Genomic DNA, 15,325 nt, shown 5'->3' with positions numbered 1-15,325 from the left:
ACTATTCCTTTCATTAAATTATTTTAAAAAACTAATTCGATGCCTGCACCATATTTCCAGCCTTTTTCAGAATCCGTAGCCTCTTGCATAGAAGTGGCTTTCTGTCCTTTTTCATATTGGTAAGCAACGTCAATAAAAGGTTTAATTCGCTTAGTAATTTCATATCGGGTTTTGATCCCCGTTTTTAGTTCTGATAAACCTGATTTTGCAGCATAGTCAGAATCATCACTAAATACTACATCTGCTTCGATGTAAGGTTGAGTAATAAGTTTTTGAGTTAAAATTAAATCACGTTCGAATTCAAAACTTGTTCCCCAAAAGTTATTCTCTCCTCCATAAAGATATGCTTGTGTCTCAAAGAAATAAGGGGCTAATCCTAATATACCGATAACACCATCAATCCGATTGTTGTTTGGGCTGTTTTTATCTTCACTATATCGAACACCTGTTTGCACATCCCAAAATGGGGCTACATTACGACTATAGAGTGCAGATATATCATAATTAATATCACTGCTTTCTGGCTTTGCTAGATTCGCTTCGATAAATATACGATTTTCATCTGTCCCAATCAAAGTTTCAAACTTCGTTCCTAGTGTACCCTTACCATCTTCATCAACTATCCATGCATTTTCAAGTTTTGTTGCTTGATAAATTTGTCCGCCATGTTCTTTAAGATGATCATCATGAGATGGGGCTGATCTCTTTCTTGCGGTCAGAATAATATTATCTCCCCCATTTGCATTTTCCATTGAATAATATTCTGGATACAATTCTTGGGGGCTATATCTTAAGCCACCAGACTCCTGTAATAAGACTCTCATACCATTTGTAATATTACTTTCTTGTTCCGAAGTGCTGCTATTAGCAAAAGTTAAGTTTGATATACTTACTAATGCAATTGATAAGACTGTTTTTGAGAAGAAATTCTTAGTGATTTGCATGTGGATTTACTCCCTTCTCACTTATTGGGGGCTGAGCAACAATATTTTTTGAAACACTATCTTTGTCTACTTGGGCGACAATTAGTTTATTCATCATTCCTGCGCTCATATGGTAAAGCAGGTGGCAATGAATAGCCCACTCACCTAATTCATCGGCTGTAAGCAGAGTAGTTATAGTTTTCCCTGGTGGAACAATTACAGTATGTTTATTTGGTATATTGCTTGGATCCTGACCATTCTCAAGCTGCATAAACATGCCATGTAAGTGCATTGGGTGAGCCATCATACTGTCATTGACAAATTTTAAGCGAATACGTTCACCATACTTCACCACTAGTGGGTCGGCTTCATTAAATTTTTTACCATTTATTGTCCAAATATAACGCTCCATGTTTCCACCAAGACGGATCTCTATTTCACGTTCAGCTGCACGAGTGTCTTTTTGAGGATCTAACGATTGCAAATCACTATATTGCAATGCTTTATTACCTTCAGGTGTTGAAGCATTTGCCCATCCAAATACGGTATTATCATTCTTGTCTGAAGCCGCCTTAACAGTAGCGCTATTCATCGGCATATCATGATCCATACCTTTCATAGAAGACATATCGTGATTCATGCCTTTCATAGAAGACATATCATGATCCATACCTTTCATAGAAGACATATCGTGATTCATGCCTTTCATAGAAGACATATCATGATCCATACCTTTCATAGAAGACATATCGTGATTCATATCTTTCATAGATGACATGTCATGGCTCATCCCCATATCTTCCATAGTTAATAAAGCACGAGGGCGAGATTTAGGCATCTCAATTTGTTTGACTGCTGGGCTGCTTTCTTCATGTAATGTTCCCACTGAAAAACCGGTACGATCAATAGATTCAGCTTCAATTTGGTAATGTGCTTGTTTTGGTTCCACAATGACATCATAAGTTTCAGCAGTACCAATACGGAACTCATCTACAGGAACGGGCTTTACAGGTTGACCATCAGCACTGACTACAGTCATTTTTAGGTTTGGAATGCGTACATCAAAGAATGACATAGCGGAAGCATTAATAAAACGAAGGCGAACTTTTTCACCAGCTTTGAAGTTGCCCGTCCAATTTTGCTGAGGTGTCTTGCCATTCATTAAAAATGTATAACCTGTGACATCGGACATATCTGTTTTCAGCATTCGCATCTGATTCCACATAGAACGGTCTTGCCAAGTCGCTTTTAGCCCATCACGTTTAACTTGTTTTAATACATCGAATACTGTTTCGCGGCGGTTCTGATAGTAGTCTGCTTCTTTTTTAATATTTTTCATAATTTGATCACTTGTCGAATTATGAAAATCAGAAAGCAAAACAACGTAATCTTTATCGGTTTTTTCAGCAGCTGTTAGTGGAGTTTTATCTTTAGGATAAATAACAAAAGCACCATATAAACCGTCTTGTTCTTGTCCTTTACTATGTGAATGATACCAATAAGTACCATTTTGGCGGACTTTAAACTTATATTCATAAGTTGTATTAGGGGCAATGCCATGAAATTTGTTAAATCCAGGTACACCATCCATAATTCCAGGTAATAATAAGCCATGCCAATGGATTGAAGAGTCCTGATTTTTTAACTTATTGTGAACACGGATAACGGCCTCATCACCTTCTTCAAATTCAAGAAGTGGTGCAACGAATTTACCATTTACAGTAATTCTCTTTAGCGGTTTTCCTGTGATATTTACAGTTTGTTCAGCGATTGTTAAATCATATTCTTTAACTGCCGCCATTACCCAAGTTGATGAAAATAAACCAACTCCAATTAAGAGTATATGACTTAACTTTTTTGACATTCTATCTCACCTTTAGAAAGGTCAAGGTTGAAGTAATAAAGCAAATATTTAGTATAAACTTTAATACTTCTTTCTCGCTATTTATAAAATTATTTATTGCTACCAGGCATATTCATCTTTGAATGATCCATTTTAGAATGGTCCATATTCATCATAGAATGATCCATTTTTGACATGTCAGATGAGTTAGGAGACTGATGTTGACTATGATCTTGCTGAGTCTTGTCATCTTTTTCCATTTTACAAGGTTTTGTACAAGGTTCCTGTGCTTTTACCGTTTTAGTGGCACTTGAGGTTGATACATCTTTTGCCCAAGATTGAGTACCAGCAATTAAAGTTCCAGCACACATTAAAATTGTTAGACTACGACGCACTACAGTTTTCATAAGTTTCTCTAAAAGTTAATTTCTTGCTACTACACTAAAGTGAAGCACTGAACATCTAAGTGACTTGAAAATGACATTTTTGTAATCTATCTCGATCAGATGTTTTATAACGTTATTATAGTTTTAATGAATAACTTAGGATTCTGAGATGAGAATACTATTAGTTGAAGATGAACAAAAAACTGGTGATTATCTCAAGCAAGGTTTATCCGAAGCTGGCTATATTACGGACTGGGTTACAGATGGGTTAACGGGTAAACATCAAGCTCTTTCTGAAGAGTATGACTTAATTATTTTAGACGTGATGTTACCTGGACTAAATGGTTGGAATATTATCAATGATATTCGTAGCAGCGGTAAAACAATGCCCATTCTTTTTCTTACCGCCCGAGATCAAATCGAAGATCGAGTAAAAGGATTAGAGCTAGGCGCTGATGATTATTTAGTTAAGCCTTTTGCTTTTGCAGAGCTTCTAGCTCGAATAAAAACGCTCCTTAGACGAGGGCAACAAAGAGAAGATAATAATATTATTAAGATTGCTGATTTAGAACTTGATTTGAGAAAACGTCGGGTAACACGAGCAGGTCAACGCATTGATCTGACGGCTAAAGAATTTGCGCTTATGGAGCTTTTTATGCGTAGAAGAGGTGAAATTCTACCAAGAGCACTTATTGCATCTCAAATTTGGGATATGAACTTTGATAGTGATACAAATGTAGTTGAAGTCGCTATTAAACGATTAAGAAATAAAGTAGATAGTAATTTTACCCCTAAGTTAATTCAGAATATTCGAGGAATGGGGTATGTATTAGAGGTAGAAGATGAATAATAAATTATTCAAATCTATCAGTTTTCGTATTGGTATTATTTTCTCATTATCGACTATATGCATTCTCATTATGATGGGGTTTTTCATCCATAAATTAGTGATGCATCATTTTGAAACGCAAGATCGTACCCAATTAGAAGGTAAAATCCAGCTTATTCAGAATCTTCTCCAACAGCATCCTAAAAATTCTCCAGAACTTGATCTATATTTGAAAGATGCTTTAGTTGGACACCATGATCTTATGGTCCAAATAGAACGACCGGCAGGTCAGATTTTATTTAGTTCAACACCTTCAATCATTAATACTCAACAGTTAATCAAGTCAGCAAATAACCCTTGGATTAAATGGAAAATTAAGAATAAGACCTATCGTGGCATGATCTACAACACGGATATAAACAAAAATACTGAAATACAATCTGTACGCATTATTGTGGGGATCGATACATCTGAACATCTACATATTTAAATGATTTTAAGCGTCAACTTTTTTACATTGGTTTAGCCGGTACGATTTGTTTAATGTTTTTAGGCTGGTTTGCAACCTGGAGAGGTTTAAGACCCGTGCAAAAAATGGCTAAGGTCGCAGAAGGCATTTCTGCCCAACATCTTTCAGAACGTTTAGAAGTTGAGCACACACCAACAGAACTAAAATCATTAGCAATTGCCTTCAATGATATGCTCGACAGACTAGAATCAGCTTTAGAAAGGCTTTCCGATTTTTCATCTGATTTAGCGCATGAAATTAGAACACCGATTAATAACTTAATGACTCAAACTCAAGTATGTCTTGCCCGTAAACGAGATACCAGTACCTATCAAGAAGTACTATTTTCTAATTTAGAAGAATTAGAACGTTTGGCTCGAATGGTATCCGATATGCTTTTCTTGGCAAAAGCAGAACATGGCCTAAAATTACAGAACTTACAGAATATTGACCTGGTTAAAGAAGTTACAGCCTTATTTGATTTCTATGATGCGCTAGCTGCCGAAAAAAATATGACGCTTCAACAAACAGGATCTGGAAATGTCAAAGGTGATCCTGCTATGTTACGTCGAGCACTCAGCAATCTATTATCTAATGCAGTTAAATATGGAAATAAGAATTCTACAATACGCATAAAACTTCAACAGAATTTAGATAACACAATATTTTCAATTGAAAATGAAGGACCTGAAATCTCTCCTGAACAACTATCCAGGTTATTTGATCGATTTTATCGAACAGATGCATCTAGACAAAGAACAGAAGAAGGAACCGGCTTAGGGCTCGCGATAACAAAATCTATTCTTGATATGCTTGGGGCGACCATCCAGGCTGAATCCCTCAATGGTCGAATCATTTTTACCATTGTTTTTCAAAGTGAATCCATGCAAGGGGAATCATTTTAACTCATTTTTTGAACATCTTCCATTTACCCGAGTTGACCTTACATAAAGCTCAAACTGAGAGCCAGAGCTACGCCAGCACCTATCATGGCAATTGTGTAGCCAAATATGATAGCTCGGCCAAACTGTGCCCCCCCTGTCATCCATGCAATTGTCGCTTTGCTTAACATGTTGCTCAGTGTGGCCAGCCCTAGCGCGACAGCAGCCACATTTGTTGTTAAGCCTTCAGTACGGCTTTGTTGCACAAAGATTTCATAACTATATGATTTTAGAAGTTTTGATTATTTTTTGATCCAAAATTAAATTTATTTAAATCAGATGCTTACATATTTATGCAACAAAGCCATTTCAGAGTAAGGAATCTACTACTTATATAATAGAGATTCCATCTCCAAAACAGTACTACTGTATGAATGAGTTGTATTCAATGCAGGGAAGAATGTAGATCCTTAATACTAACGGAAAATTATTTTACTGAATTTTCATGTAAAGACTCATTTAATTGATCAATCACTGTCGTCCATTCACCATCAGAGTGTAGTTTTTCTTCTAAAAAATGACGTTGAGCATCAGTCCAAAAAATTGCTTGTGTTAAAAAAACATCTCCAGCTAGCTGATGGCTCTCTATGAATTTTGCAATTGCTTCTTCAGTAGAAGCTAAACCAAGCTGTTCAAATAATTTGGTCATTCTTGGACGTGTTTGAGTCATGTGCTTAGCCCACAAATTTATATTAGATCAAATTAAACATAACATGTTTATATTTAAACTAAAATATAAAAAATTAAATAGCTACTATTTTCTTAGACAAAATGATTACTACATTTCATAAATCAACCACCTACATAATTTGTTTGTTAAATGATCATTATTTTTCAATAAGATTATTTTAATAGTTAAAGATTTTAAATTTTAAAAATGACAAAAATGTAATTTTGAAGTCATCGCTCTGTTTCTGTCTCTCACTAATAATTGAAATATAAGAGGAGATGATGTGGTCTCATTAAATATAGATTTTATAAAGTCATCTCTAATGAACTAACGAATCAAGAGGAAACGTAAATGAAATTATTTCAAAATAAAATGACTGCTCTACGTAATGTTGTAGTAGCTGCAACGATGATTGTGGCTACTACAACTACGTTCGCTCATGTGAGTTTAGTGAGTGCGATTCCTGCGGAAAATGCATCTATCCTTAGTCAACCAAAGAACTTGACCCTTAACTTTGGTGCAGAGGTTATGTTGATGAATATTAAGTTACTGGATGCTCAGCGAAGAGATGTTCCTTTAAAATATAAAGTTACTCATGACTTAAAGAAATCCTTTGATGTCGCTCTTCCGAAACTGAAAAAAGGTAAATATACCGTTGTCTGGACAACAATGGGGAAAGATGGTCACAACATGAATGGTGAATATAGTTTCACTATCAAATCAACTAAATAAGAATTGATTACCTTTCAACATGTCAGTGAGGTGCTGGCATGTTGTTCTAGAATGGACAAAAATAATGATTTCTGAATATTGGATGTGGGCCACTTGGTTAACTAAGGTTATTTTATATTTAAGTTTAGCTTTTGTCGTTGGTGGAGCCTTTTGCTATTTTTTACTTAGACAATATCTTGAACTAAAAGAATCGATTCTTAAATATATTACAATTGGCGCTGGATTAGGCCTAATTTCCAGTACCTTGGGATTTTTTATTCTGATTGGTAGTTTTGCCAATACTGGTATTACAGGGATGGTGGACCCCACGTATATTAATATATTGGTTAATACTCCGACGGGGTATATATACGTTCTTCGTTCTATTAGTTTTGCTCTTTTACTTCTTCTCATGGTGGTTAAAGTTAACAGGAACAAAGGTCAGTTTTCTATAATTGAAAGTTCAATATTTTGTATTTTACTTATCCCGATTATTTTTAGCTTTTCCCAGCTCGGACATGTCGCTAATTTAACCTTACTTGCTCAAATTTTATTATCAATCCATATTCTAGTTATGTCGTTATGGGTGGGGTCTTTATATCCGTTATGGAAAACCAGCCGGGAAATAAGTGGTTTACCTTTAAAAGATCGCATGCATGTATTTGGACGTATTGCTGCTTTCATTGTTGGGATATTAATCGCCTGTGGCGCTAGTGTAGCTCTTCTTTTAATTAAAGATTTTAATACCTTAATCAATACTGCATATGGCTATGGTTTCATGGTTAAAATGTTTTTTGTTATAAGTATTCTACTTTTAGCTGCCTTCAACAAATGGTATTTCACCCCGCGTCTTCAACATCCTAAATTCGCTAAACACCTTAGTCATGCCATTTTATTTGAGATGTTATTAGGTCTATCAATTCTATTAACAACAGGCTATATAACCACTGTCGTGGGTATTGAATAAGAGAATTTCAAAATAAGGGAATTGAGGAAATTTAACATTACTGCATTTATCTTTTGTAGCTGAGCAATAAAGTTTCTACTGGACTGTCAACTTACGACAATCAGAACAGTAAAATCGCATCATGAGGCATTATACATAAAGGTAGTCACCGGTTTTTAGCTTATCTTCAACCCATAACGGTCTCATCTATTCAGTTCACTACCATTGATTGAAATAACTAATCTTATAAATTTCAGAGTGATCGTAGATGACAAAAATGTCATTTTAAAGTCACATTAATGTTGGTTAAGTACTTTTACTGTAGTCATTAGAACACTCTTCTTTGGAATACTCTGAAGAAAACTGTAAGGTTGTAAACAGACCAAGTTACAGCGAGTAACTGATTCAGAAAAAGGCTGGTTGTATGGTGAAAGTTTAGAGTTACTGTTCTAATGTTTTAAACAAATGTTTTGTTAAAAAGGAGCAACATATGAAATTTCACATCGCTAATATGACTTGTGGTGGTTGTGCACGCGGCATTACTACCGCAATTAAAGAGCTCGACTCGAATGCCTCACTCGATATTGATTTACAAAACCGTATTGTTGAAATCAACACAACGGTGAGTCAGGATCAAGTCATTGCCACTCTCAGTGAGCGTGGATTTACAGCTGATCCTGCTTAATCTCTGTTAGAGTAACAGTGGGAATTCCTTACCACTTTTACTCTCTCTTATTTTCCTCATCGTACAGATAAAACCTGTACTTGCTTGAAATAAAAGTAATCCCTGAATTCCCCCTAATCTTGGTTCGAGCTGATCTTCGCATATAGAACTCAGCATATCTAAATGATAGAGATCGTATATGAGTACCGAAATGACTGATACGCCACACTACAGTGAAACATTAGAGATTGAGGGGATGACATGTGCTTCTTGTGTAGGCCGTGTGGAAAAAGCTTTAAAATCTGTTGAGGGTGTTGAATCGGCTCATGTAAATCTGGCTACCGAAAAAGCAGTCATTTATGCGCATCAACCACTTGATCGCGCTACTTTAATTAAAGCCGTAGAAAAAGCAGGCTACGAAGTGGAAGCGCTGCAACCAATAGAGCTTACGATTGAGGGTATGTCATGTGCTTCTTGTGTAGGTCGAGTAGAAAAAGCCTTAAAATCTGTTGAGGGTGTGGAATCAGCACATGTAAATCTGGCTACTGAAAAAGCGACTATTCAGGCAAGCTCATCTGTCACTCGTGACTCGTTAATTCAGGCTGTCACCAAAGCAGGGTTTGAAGCAAAGTCAGTTCATCAAACTACGGAAAGCTTTCAAGATAAAAAGAATATTGAATTAGAAAAACTTAAAAAAGATTTAATTTTGTCAGTCTTATTGACTCTACCCGTTTTTATTTTAGAAATGGGATCACACCTGATTCCCGCCTTTCATACGTTTATGATGGATAACATTGGCCAACAAAATAGCTGGTTAATGCAATTTTTCTTGACCACAGTAGCATTAATTTTTCCAGGCCGACGCTTCTTCAAAAAGGGCATCCCAAGTTTATTCCGCTTAGCACCAGACATGAATTCCTTGGTGGCTGTAGGAACATTGGCTGCTTATCTTTATTCAGTGGTTGCTACTTTCTTTCCAAGTGTCCTGCCACAAGGCACGGTCAATGTTTATTATGAAGCTGCAGCGGTTATTATCACTTTAATTCTATTAGGTAGATTTTTTGAAGCCAAGGCAAAAGGCCGAACGTCTTTAGCAATTCAACATCTAGTTGGAATGCAGCCTAAAGTTGCCAGAATACAGCTCAATAATCAGGTGATAGAAGTTCCGATTGCCGAAGTTCAAACAGGAACGATTGTAGAGATTAGACCAGGTGAGCGTATCCCTGTCGATGGTGAAGTTATTCACGGCCAAAGTTTTATTGATGAATCCATGATTACTGGCGAGCCTATGCCCGTTGAAAAAACGATAGGCTCTACTGTGGTAGGAGGAACAATTAACCAAAGTGGCAGCTTAAATATCAAAGCCACCTCTGTTGGTAGTTCATCAGTGCTTTCTCAAATCATCCGAATGGTTGAACAGGCACAGGGTTCCAAGCTGCCTATTCAGGCATTGGTTGATAAAATTACCATGTGGTTTGTACCTGTAGTAATGGGTCTCTCTCTTTTAACTTTTCTTACGTGGTTTATCTTCGGCCCTGAACCAGCCCTAACTTTTAGTTTAGTGAACGCGGTTGCTGTACTCATTATTGCATGTCCTTGTGCGATGGGACTTGCAACGCCTACATCAATCATGGTGGGAACTGGGCGGGGTGCTGAAATGGGGGTTTTATTTCGTAAAGGTGAAGCTTTACAGCTGCTCAAAGAAACTAAAGTGGTTGCAGTTGATAAAACAGGGACTCTGACTGAAGGGAAACCAGTTTTAACCGATCTGCATGTCTTAGAAGGTTTTGAATACAATACCGTACTTTCACTGATGGCAGCCGTTGAATCAAAGTCTGAGCACCCTATTGCTCGAGCAATTGTACAAGCCGCTATAGATAAGGAATTAATCCTGTCTCCTGTTGCTGATTTTAAATCAGTGACCGGCTACGGAATAGAAGCGAAGGTTTCTGAGCATTTGGTTCATATTGGTGCAGATCGATATATGGAAAAACTAGGTTTGAATCCTACTGTTTTTTCTCAATTTTCGGATCGTTTGGGAGAAGAAGGAAAAACCCCTCTCTATGTTGCGATTGACCAGAAACTTGCTGCCATTATTGCTGTAGCAGATCCAATTAAAGAATCAACATTTGCTGCAATTGAAGCGTTACATCAGTTAGGTTTAAAGGTTGCCATGATTACAGGTGATAACCGTCATACAGCTCAAGCGATTGCAAAAAAACTAGGTATTGATGAGGTTATTGCTGAAGTCTTACCTGAAGGTAAAATAGAGGCCGTTAAAAAATTAAAAAATCAATATGGTAAACTCGCATATGTTGGAGATGGCATTAATGATGCCCCTGCACTTGCAGAAGCAGATATTGGCTTAGCGATAGGTACAGGTACAGACGTAGCTATTGAAGCTGCTGATGTGGTTTTGATGTCTGGCAACCTGAAAGGAGTGCCGAATGCTATCGCTTTAAGCAAAGCGACTATAAGCAATATTCGTGAAAATTTATTTTGGGCATTTGTTTACAATGCAGCTCTGATTCCTATTGCAGCTGGTGTACTTTATCCGCAATTTGGACTGCTACTTTCTCCTGTATTTGCTGCAGGTGCAATGGCGCTCTCGTCAATATTTGTACTAGGAAATGCTTTACGATTAAAACGTTTTAAAGCCCCCCTTGCAATTATTTAACCATTTTTTATATACATTTAAAGTCTTGTTGGCTTCACTTTATATATTTGGAAATAGTCTAAGCCATGTTGGCTTTTATTAAATATCATACAGTTGATATTCTAATTATTTGAGAGGGATTAAGATGAAAAGAATTTTATTAATATGCTTTATAGGCATGTCATTTACCTATGCGAATGCTCATTCTGGGGGAACGAACTCACAGGGTTGTCATACCAACAGTAAAACTGGTGATTACCACTGTCATTAATAGGTGCGCACACAGTTTTTTATTTAAAAGACTGTGCTTTAAAGTTATAAGTAGCGTTTAACTAAAGCTAAAAATTCATTTAGTTCTTTTTCCTTTATTTTCTCAGTATCACCGAGTACATGTTCTCTAAGATGAAGTTCTATTAACTCATTCATTAAGCCATTTATCGCACCTTTAATTGCTGCAACTTGCTGTAATACCTCAATACAAGAATTTTCAGAATTTAAAATATTCTGTTCAAGGGCATTAGTTTGACCTTGAATTCGTCTAATCCGATTTAAAATTTTTTTGTTCTGATTTAAGTGAGACATACTATTCAACCTCAAGAACATATACTATGGGGGAGTATTAATTGTGGTGCAATAAAATGTAATATCTAAATAATGTTAAAAGTGACCATTCGCATCAATTTGACGAAGGAAATCCTTTAGCACAAAAGAAAATTTTAATCGCAACCATCCTCACTGGTGTAATGATGGTGTTTGAAATTTTTGGAGGATGGTTCTTTAATTCCATGGCTTTATTGGCTGATGGATGGCATATGAGTTCTCATATGTTGGCATTGGGCTTAGCTTATTTTGCCTATAAAATGGCTCGAAAATATGCTCGTGATCAGAGATTCTGTTTCGGTACATGGAAGATAGAAATCTTAGCTGGATATTCGAGTGCCATTTTATTGATGGTTGTTGCTGTATTCATGGGTGTTCAATCGATAGAACGTTTATTCAATCCTGTGAATATTCACTACAACGAGGCAATTTCAATTGCGATTGTTGGCTTGATCGTTAATTTTATTTGTGCCTGGTTACTACGTGAAAATGGTCACCACCACCATCATCATCACTCTCATGATGACCATGACTTAAACCAGAAAGCCGCTTTTCTTCATGTAGTAGCAGATGCAGTAACTTCTGTATTAGCGATTATTGCACTTTTCGCAGGGAAGTATTTTGGATGGGATTTTTTAGATGCAATTCTAGGGATCGTAGGTGCAGTGCTTGTAGCACAATGGTCTTGGGGATTGATTAGAGAAACAGGTAAAACATTGCTTGATGCAGAGATGGAACATCCTGTAGTAAAGGAGATTCAGGAAGTTGTAGAGGAATTAGATAACCAAATTACGATTACTGATCTGCATGTCTGGAAAGTAGGTAGAAGTAAATTTTCATGTATTTTATCCCTAAATACAGTTAATGACTCCTTAACAGCAGAGGTAGTTCGTAAAGCTTTGTCAATTCATGAAGAGATTGTTCATATTTCTGTTGAAATTAACAAGAATTTCCATGTTGTTTAAATTAATATTTATTCCTTTTAAACTTTATCAGTCTATTTATGTAAATCTTAGATTAGAATTTGTTTGTTGTAGAGCGTCGGGGCGCCTCGGCAATTCTGCGTGTTGAAATAGAAAGGAAAATTCATTACTTTAAAGCGCAAAGCGTGTTGCAGATGCAGCTCTTATTCCGAGGAATTTTACACTGGTATCGCCCGCCGATAGAAACACCAGATCCGGCAGTCAGGACGTAAATAACCATTCCTCCAGTTTAAATAAAAAAACCTGCAGATTCGATGCAGGTTTTTTTTAGAGATAATCAATCGCGTCTTATTTGGCTTTACGCTCTTTCTCGATCAGGTAATTCACCACCTGAATGACTTTGGCATCATTACCCTGCACAATATATTTACCATTCACGGTCACTGCCGGAACACCACTTAACTGATACTGAGCAGCCAGATTTTTGGCTTGGGCAATTTTCGAAGTGATCGGGAAAGATTTATAAGTGCTGTTAAATTTCGCTTCAGGAATACCATAGCGGGTATAGAACTTGGCCAATTGCGCCTGTTCTAAAATTGGACGTTGCTTATCATGAATATCATGGAATAATTGTAAATGTGCTTTTTGACGCACACCCAATGCTTCAGACACATAATAAGCACGCGCTGCCTGCTCCCAGAGTGGATTCATTGCAGCCGGCGTACGTACAAAACGTACATCTTTTGGTAATTTTTTCAACCAGCCCTGCATATGTGGTTCAAGCGCGAAACAGTGACCACAGCCGTACCAGAAGAATTCACGTACCTCAATTCTGCCCGGTTTTTCGACTTTGACTGGTTTTGCAACCACCTGATAGTCCTGACCTGCCACAAAATTGGCCATAGCATTGCCTGAAAAGGCCAAAACAGATGCGGCAACAGCTCCTAAAAGGAATTTTTTCATTGGGATTATCGTCCTCTAAATCATTATGCTTAGTGTATGGGTTCACTATAAATCAATTATGCCGGTTCCGTTTTCATGCTGCGAACTTTTGTGCTATCAGAACCGCTACATTAAAGTATGCGACTGATTTTAAGTCAGTTAATATGGCCATTCGACCGCTATGTGTTTTTAGATAATCACAAAAGTTAAACTTTGAGTAATAAAAACGGTTATAATTTCTACGATTAAAACGTAGTGGTCAAACCTACAGTAAATATTAGCTTCTTACTATTCTCTTCAGTAACAGCCGCGTGGCTATGATAATTGCTGGAATTTACAACATAGAACTGAGCAAAAAATGATTTATGAAAGGTTTATTAAATTAAATAAATTATTTATATAGTTAAAATTCACCTGATAAATCACTTTTTAATTTAAATTACTATGTTAATTATTTGTTAATTATTTCTAAATTTTTCTCTAAGAAACGGAGTCCCCCATCAGCAAAACTACTGGTTGAAAAAACTATAGTAAAAATAACTAAAATAATCTTCATGTACATATTATTGAATCTGATCATATCTTGGACCAAAAAAATCTTTACTTATAATAATGAGTAAATATATACATCCGAATGACGACAAAATTACAAACTTGTAATTTTGTTAAGGTTTGTTCTCAAAAAAATAAATTAATACTATTTTAAAAAAGATAAATCGTTGCTGAAAAAGCTAGATTGCAATCGAGTTAATTAATTATAAATCAAAAACTTATATTGTATAAAATTAGTAACTCTTTGCTTTCTGCACTTATTATTTAATCAACGTTTCACGATTTTCATAAGCTAAACTAAATATAGTCGCCAATTTCAATTGAGTTATTTCCCGGCTTTTAAATACCGATATACCGCTTGGCGACTAATTCCAAATGCCTGGCCTAATGCCATTTTTGAAGGGTACTTCCCTTCCTTCCAGTCTTGTCGCAAAGCTTCAGCCTGATCAGGTTTCAATTTATGTACCCGGCCTTTGTACTTCCCTTGAGAAGAGGCAAGTTTAATTCCTTCCTTTTGCCGCTCTAAAATGATCTCACGTTCAAACTGTGCAAAAGCACCCATCAGTTGCAGCATCAAATTATCCATCGGGGTGGATTGGGCCGTAAAAGTAATATTTTCTTTTACAAACTGGATGGCAATCCCTCGTTTGACCAGTTTATCCACTTCAGTCACCAAATCTTTTAAGCTTCGCGCAAAACGATCCATGGAATGTACTATCACCCGGTCTCCTTCCCGGACATAATTCAACATTTCCTGAAATTTCGGTCGGTCGGTATTTTTACCTGAAGCACGGTCAACAAAAATCCGGTCGACTTCAATTCCCTCAAGTTGACGTCCCGTATTTTGCTCGACCGAACTCACTCGCACATAGCCTACTTTTTGGCCTTTCACTTTTTACGCCCCAATTGGATAAAAATGAACAATTTCGTAAATTATAAATCTTTAATACCAAAGTTACATGTTACTTATGATTAAAAAACATTTAAATGGTACATGTTTTTAAGAACTTTTAAAATGTAATTTTAGGGTATAGTCTAAAGTAACAGAATGAATATTCTACCCCCGATAGAAACAGCCGTACTCTGGGGGGAGATTTTTTTGATGTGCAGGTGCCGACCCTTACCAGAAGGCACTGTTGAAAATAACCACGAATCGTAAGCTGAATACTCTTTTAGCTAAAGGAGCAGCATATGAATTCTTTCCATAAAATTTAGGCTTGTATACCCAGAA

At 36.5% G+C, this 15,325-nt stretch carries 13 protein-coding genes and 5 pseudogenes; 9 read left to right on the top strand and 9 right to left on the bottom strand.

Going from position 1 to position 15,325, the window contains the following annotated elements; translation table 11 throughout:
• Positions 1 to 23 precede the first annotated feature (23 nt).
• The 3 genes from I6L31_RS17955 to I6L31_RS17945 all read right to left on the bottom strand — a co-directional run bounded on the left by I6L31_RS17955 (position 24) and on the right by I6L31_RS17945 (position 3,173).
• Positions 24 to 944, bottom strand: a complete 921-nt coding sequence (locus tag I6L31_RS17955) for a copper resistance protein B (protein WP_005006333.1) — start codon at positions 942 to 944, stop codon at positions 24 to 26.
• Complete coding sequence (locus I6L31_RS17950) at positions 931 to 2,787, bottom strand: copper resistance system multicopper oxidase (protein WP_219349276.1); 1,857 nt, start codon at positions 2,785 to 2,787, stop codon at positions 931 to 933. The genes I6L31_RS17955 and I6L31_RS17950 overlap by 14 nt, the downstream gene beginning before the upstream one ends.
• A gap of 89 nt (positions 2,788 to 2,876) precedes the next feature.
• Positions 2,877 to 3,173, bottom strand: a complete 297-nt coding sequence (locus I6L31_RS17945) for a hypothetical protein (protein WP_005006338.1) — start codon at positions 3,171 to 3,173, stop codon at positions 2,877 to 2,879.
• A 148-nt stretch (positions 3,174 to 3,321) separates the two neighbouring features.
• On the opposite strand from I6L31_RS17945, the gene I6L31_RS17940 reads away from it, so the two are divergent.
• On the top strand, positions 3,322 to 4,002 hold the full coding sequence (locus I6L31_RS17940; RefSeq protein WP_004679347.1) for a heavy metal response regulator transcription factor: 681 nt from the start codon (positions 3,322 to 3,324) through the stop codon (positions 4,000 to 4,002).
• Positions 3,995 to 5,394 (top strand): annotated as a pseudogene (locus tag I6L31_RS17935) (heavy metal sensor histidine kinase). The gene I6L31_RS17940 and the pseudogene I6L31_RS17935 overlap by 8 nt, the downstream one beginning before the upstream one ends.
• A 38-nt stretch (positions 5,395 to 5,432) precedes the next feature.
• On the opposite strand, the pseudogene I6L31_RS18395 reads toward I6L31_RS17935, so the two are convergent.
• Positions 5,433 to 5,621 (bottom strand): annotated as a pseudogene (locus I6L31_RS18395) (hypothetical protein); the annotation flags it as partial.
• A 236-nt stretch (positions 5,622 to 5,857) separates the two neighbouring features.
• On the bottom strand, positions 5,858 to 6,100 hold the full coding sequence (locus tag I6L31_RS17930; protein ID WP_004281876.1) for a DUF2789 family protein: 243 nt from the start codon (positions 6,098 to 6,100) through the stop codon (positions 5,858 to 5,860).
• 351 nt (positions 6,101 to 6,451) lie between these two features.
• Here I6L31_RS17930 and I6L31_RS17925 point away from each other — a divergent pair, with 351 nt between their 5' ends.
• The 5 genes from I6L31_RS17925 to I6L31_RS17905 all read left to right on the top strand — a co-directional run bounded on the left by I6L31_RS17925 (position 6,452) and on the right by I6L31_RS17905 (position 11,348).
• Positions 6,452 to 6,832: a copper resistance CopC family protein gene (locus I6L31_RS17925; RefSeq protein ID WP_004681441.1), complete on the top strand. Its 381-nt coding sequence runs from the start codon at positions 6,452 to 6,454 to the stop codon at positions 6,830 to 6,832.
• A 64-nt stretch (positions 6,833 to 6,896) separates the two neighbouring features.
• Positions 6,897 to 7,778 (top strand): copper resistance D family protein, encoded by an 882-nt coding sequence (locus I6L31_RS17920; RefSeq protein ID WP_005006346.1) that lies wholly within the window; start codon positions 6,897 to 6,899, stop codon positions 7,776 to 7,778.
• 469 nt (positions 7,779 to 8,247) lie between these two features.
• Positions 8,248 to 8,442 carry a heavy-metal-associated domain-containing protein gene (locus I6L31_RS17915; protein ID WP_004281879.1) on the top strand — a complete coding sequence of 65 codons (195 nt, stop codon included), beginning with the start codon at positions 8,248 to 8,250 and terminating at the stop codon, positions 8,440 to 8,442.
• Between the two features lie 178 nt (positions 8,443 to 8,620).
• Positions 8,621 to 11,098 carry a heavy metal translocating P-type ATPase gene (locus tag I6L31_RS17910; RefSeq protein WP_005006349.1) on the top strand — a complete coding sequence of 826 codons (2,478 nt, stop codon included), beginning with the start codon at positions 8,621 to 8,623 and terminating at the stop codon, positions 11,096 to 11,098.
• A gap of 124 nt (positions 11,099 to 11,222) precedes the next feature.
• Positions 11,223 to 11,348 carry a YHYH domain-containing protein gene (locus tag I6L31_RS17905; RefSeq protein WP_094148905.1) on the top strand — a complete coding sequence of 42 codons (126 nt, stop codon included), beginning with the start codon at positions 11,223 to 11,225 and terminating at the stop codon, positions 11,346 to 11,348.
• A gap of 44 nt (positions 11,349 to 11,392) precedes the next feature.
• Here the strand turns inward: I6L31_RS17905 and I6L31_RS17900 are convergent, their stop codons facing one another.
• A complete protein-coding gene (locus I6L31_RS17900; protein ID WP_005006352.1) occupies positions 11,393 to 11,659 on the bottom strand; it encodes a metal/formaldehyde-sensitive transcriptional repressor in 267 nt (88 codons plus the stop codon).
• 80 nt (positions 11,660 to 11,739) lie between these two features.
• Between I6L31_RS17900 and dmeF the strand changes: the two are divergent.
• Positions 11,740 to 12,642 (top strand): annotated as a pseudogene (gene dmeF / locus I6L31_RS17895) (CDF family Co(II)/Ni(II) efflux transporter DmeF); the annotation flags it as partial.
• A gap of 128 nt (positions 12,643 to 12,770) precedes the next feature.
• A pseudogene (locus I6L31_RS18625) lies at positions 12,771 to 12,872 on the top strand (TetR family transcriptional regulator); the annotation flags it as partial.
• 76 nt (positions 12,873 to 12,948) lie between these two features.
• Here I6L31_RS18625 and I6L31_RS17890 read toward each other — a convergent pair.
• From I6L31_RS17890 to I6L31_RS17885, 3 genes and pseudogenes are all read right to left on the bottom strand, one after another.
• Positions 12,949 to 13,563: a thiol:disulfide interchange protein DsbA/DsbL gene (locus I6L31_RS17890; RefSeq protein WP_004281236.1), complete on the bottom strand. Its 615-nt coding sequence runs from the start codon at positions 13,561 to 13,563 to the stop codon at positions 12,949 to 12,951.
• A gap of 177 nt (positions 13,564 to 13,740) precedes the next feature.
• Positions 13,741 to 13,862, bottom strand: a pseudogene (locus tag I6L31_RS18620) (cation diffusion facilitator family transporter); the annotation flags it as partial.
• 557 nt (positions 13,863 to 14,419) lie between these two features.
• Positions 14,420 to 14,986 carry a recombinase family protein gene (locus I6L31_RS17885; RefSeq protein WP_004812033.1) on the bottom strand — a complete coding sequence of 189 codons (567 nt, stop codon included), beginning with the start codon at positions 14,984 to 14,986 and terminating at the stop codon, positions 14,420 to 14,422.
• Positions 14,987 to 15,325 lie beyond the last annotated feature (339 nt).

The organism is Acinetobacter septicus (assembly GCF_019355975.1).
Taxonomy (GTDB): Bacteria; Pseudomonadota; Gammaproteobacteria; order Pseudomonadales; family Moraxellaceae; genus Acinetobacter; species Acinetobacter ursingii.
This window is presented reverse-complemented; position numbering and strand designations above follow the sequence as displayed.

Bases quoted from the DNA above. Each gene is read 5' to 3' on its own strand.
- I6L31_RS17920 (WP_005006346.1), top strand. From the start codon at position 6,897: ATGATTTCTGAATATTGGATGTGGGCCACTTGGTTAACTAAGGTTATT.
- I6L31_RS17925 (WP_004681441.1), top strand. From the start codon at position 6,452: ATGAAATTATTTCAAAATAAAATGACTGCTCTACGTAATGTTGTAGTA.
- I6L31_RS17905 (WP_094148905.1), top strand. From the start codon at position 11,223: ATGAAAAGAATTTTATTAATATGCTTTATAGGCATGTCATTTACCTAT.
- I6L31_RS17955 (WP_005006333.1), bottom strand. From the start codon at position 944: ATGCAAATCACTAAGAATTTCTTCTCAAAAACAGTCTTATCAATTGCA.
- I6L31_RS17930 (WP_004281876.1), bottom strand. From the start codon at position 6,100: ATGACTCAAACACGTCCAAGAATGACCAAATTATTTGAACAGCTTGGT.
- I6L31_RS17945 (WP_005006338.1), bottom strand. From the start codon at position 3,173: ATGAAAACTGTAGTGCGTCGTAGTCTAACAATTTTAATGTGTGCTGGA.
- I6L31_RS17940 (WP_004679347.1), top strand. From the start codon at position 3,322: ATGAGAATACTATTAGTTGAAGATGAACAAAAAACTGGTGATTATCTC.
- I6L31_RS17950 (WP_219349276.1), bottom strand. From the start codon at position 2,787: ATGTCAAAAAAGTTAAGTCATATACTCTTAATTGGAGTTGGTTTATTT.
- I6L31_RS17900 (WP_005006352.1), bottom strand. From the start codon at position 11,659: ATGTCTCACTTAAATCAGAACAAAAAAATTTTAAATCGGATTAGACGA.
- I6L31_RS17910 (WP_005006349.1), top strand. From the start codon at position 8,621: ATGAGTACCGAAATGACTGATACGCCACACTACAGTGAAACATTAGAG.
- I6L31_RS17890 (WP_004281236.1), bottom strand. From the start codon at position 13,563: ATGAAAAAATTCCTTTTAGGAGCTGTTGCCGCATCTGTTTTGGCCTTT.
- I6L31_RS17915 (WP_004281879.1), top strand. From the start codon at position 8,248: ATGAAATTTCACATCGCTAATATGACTTGTGGTGGTTGTGCACGCGGC.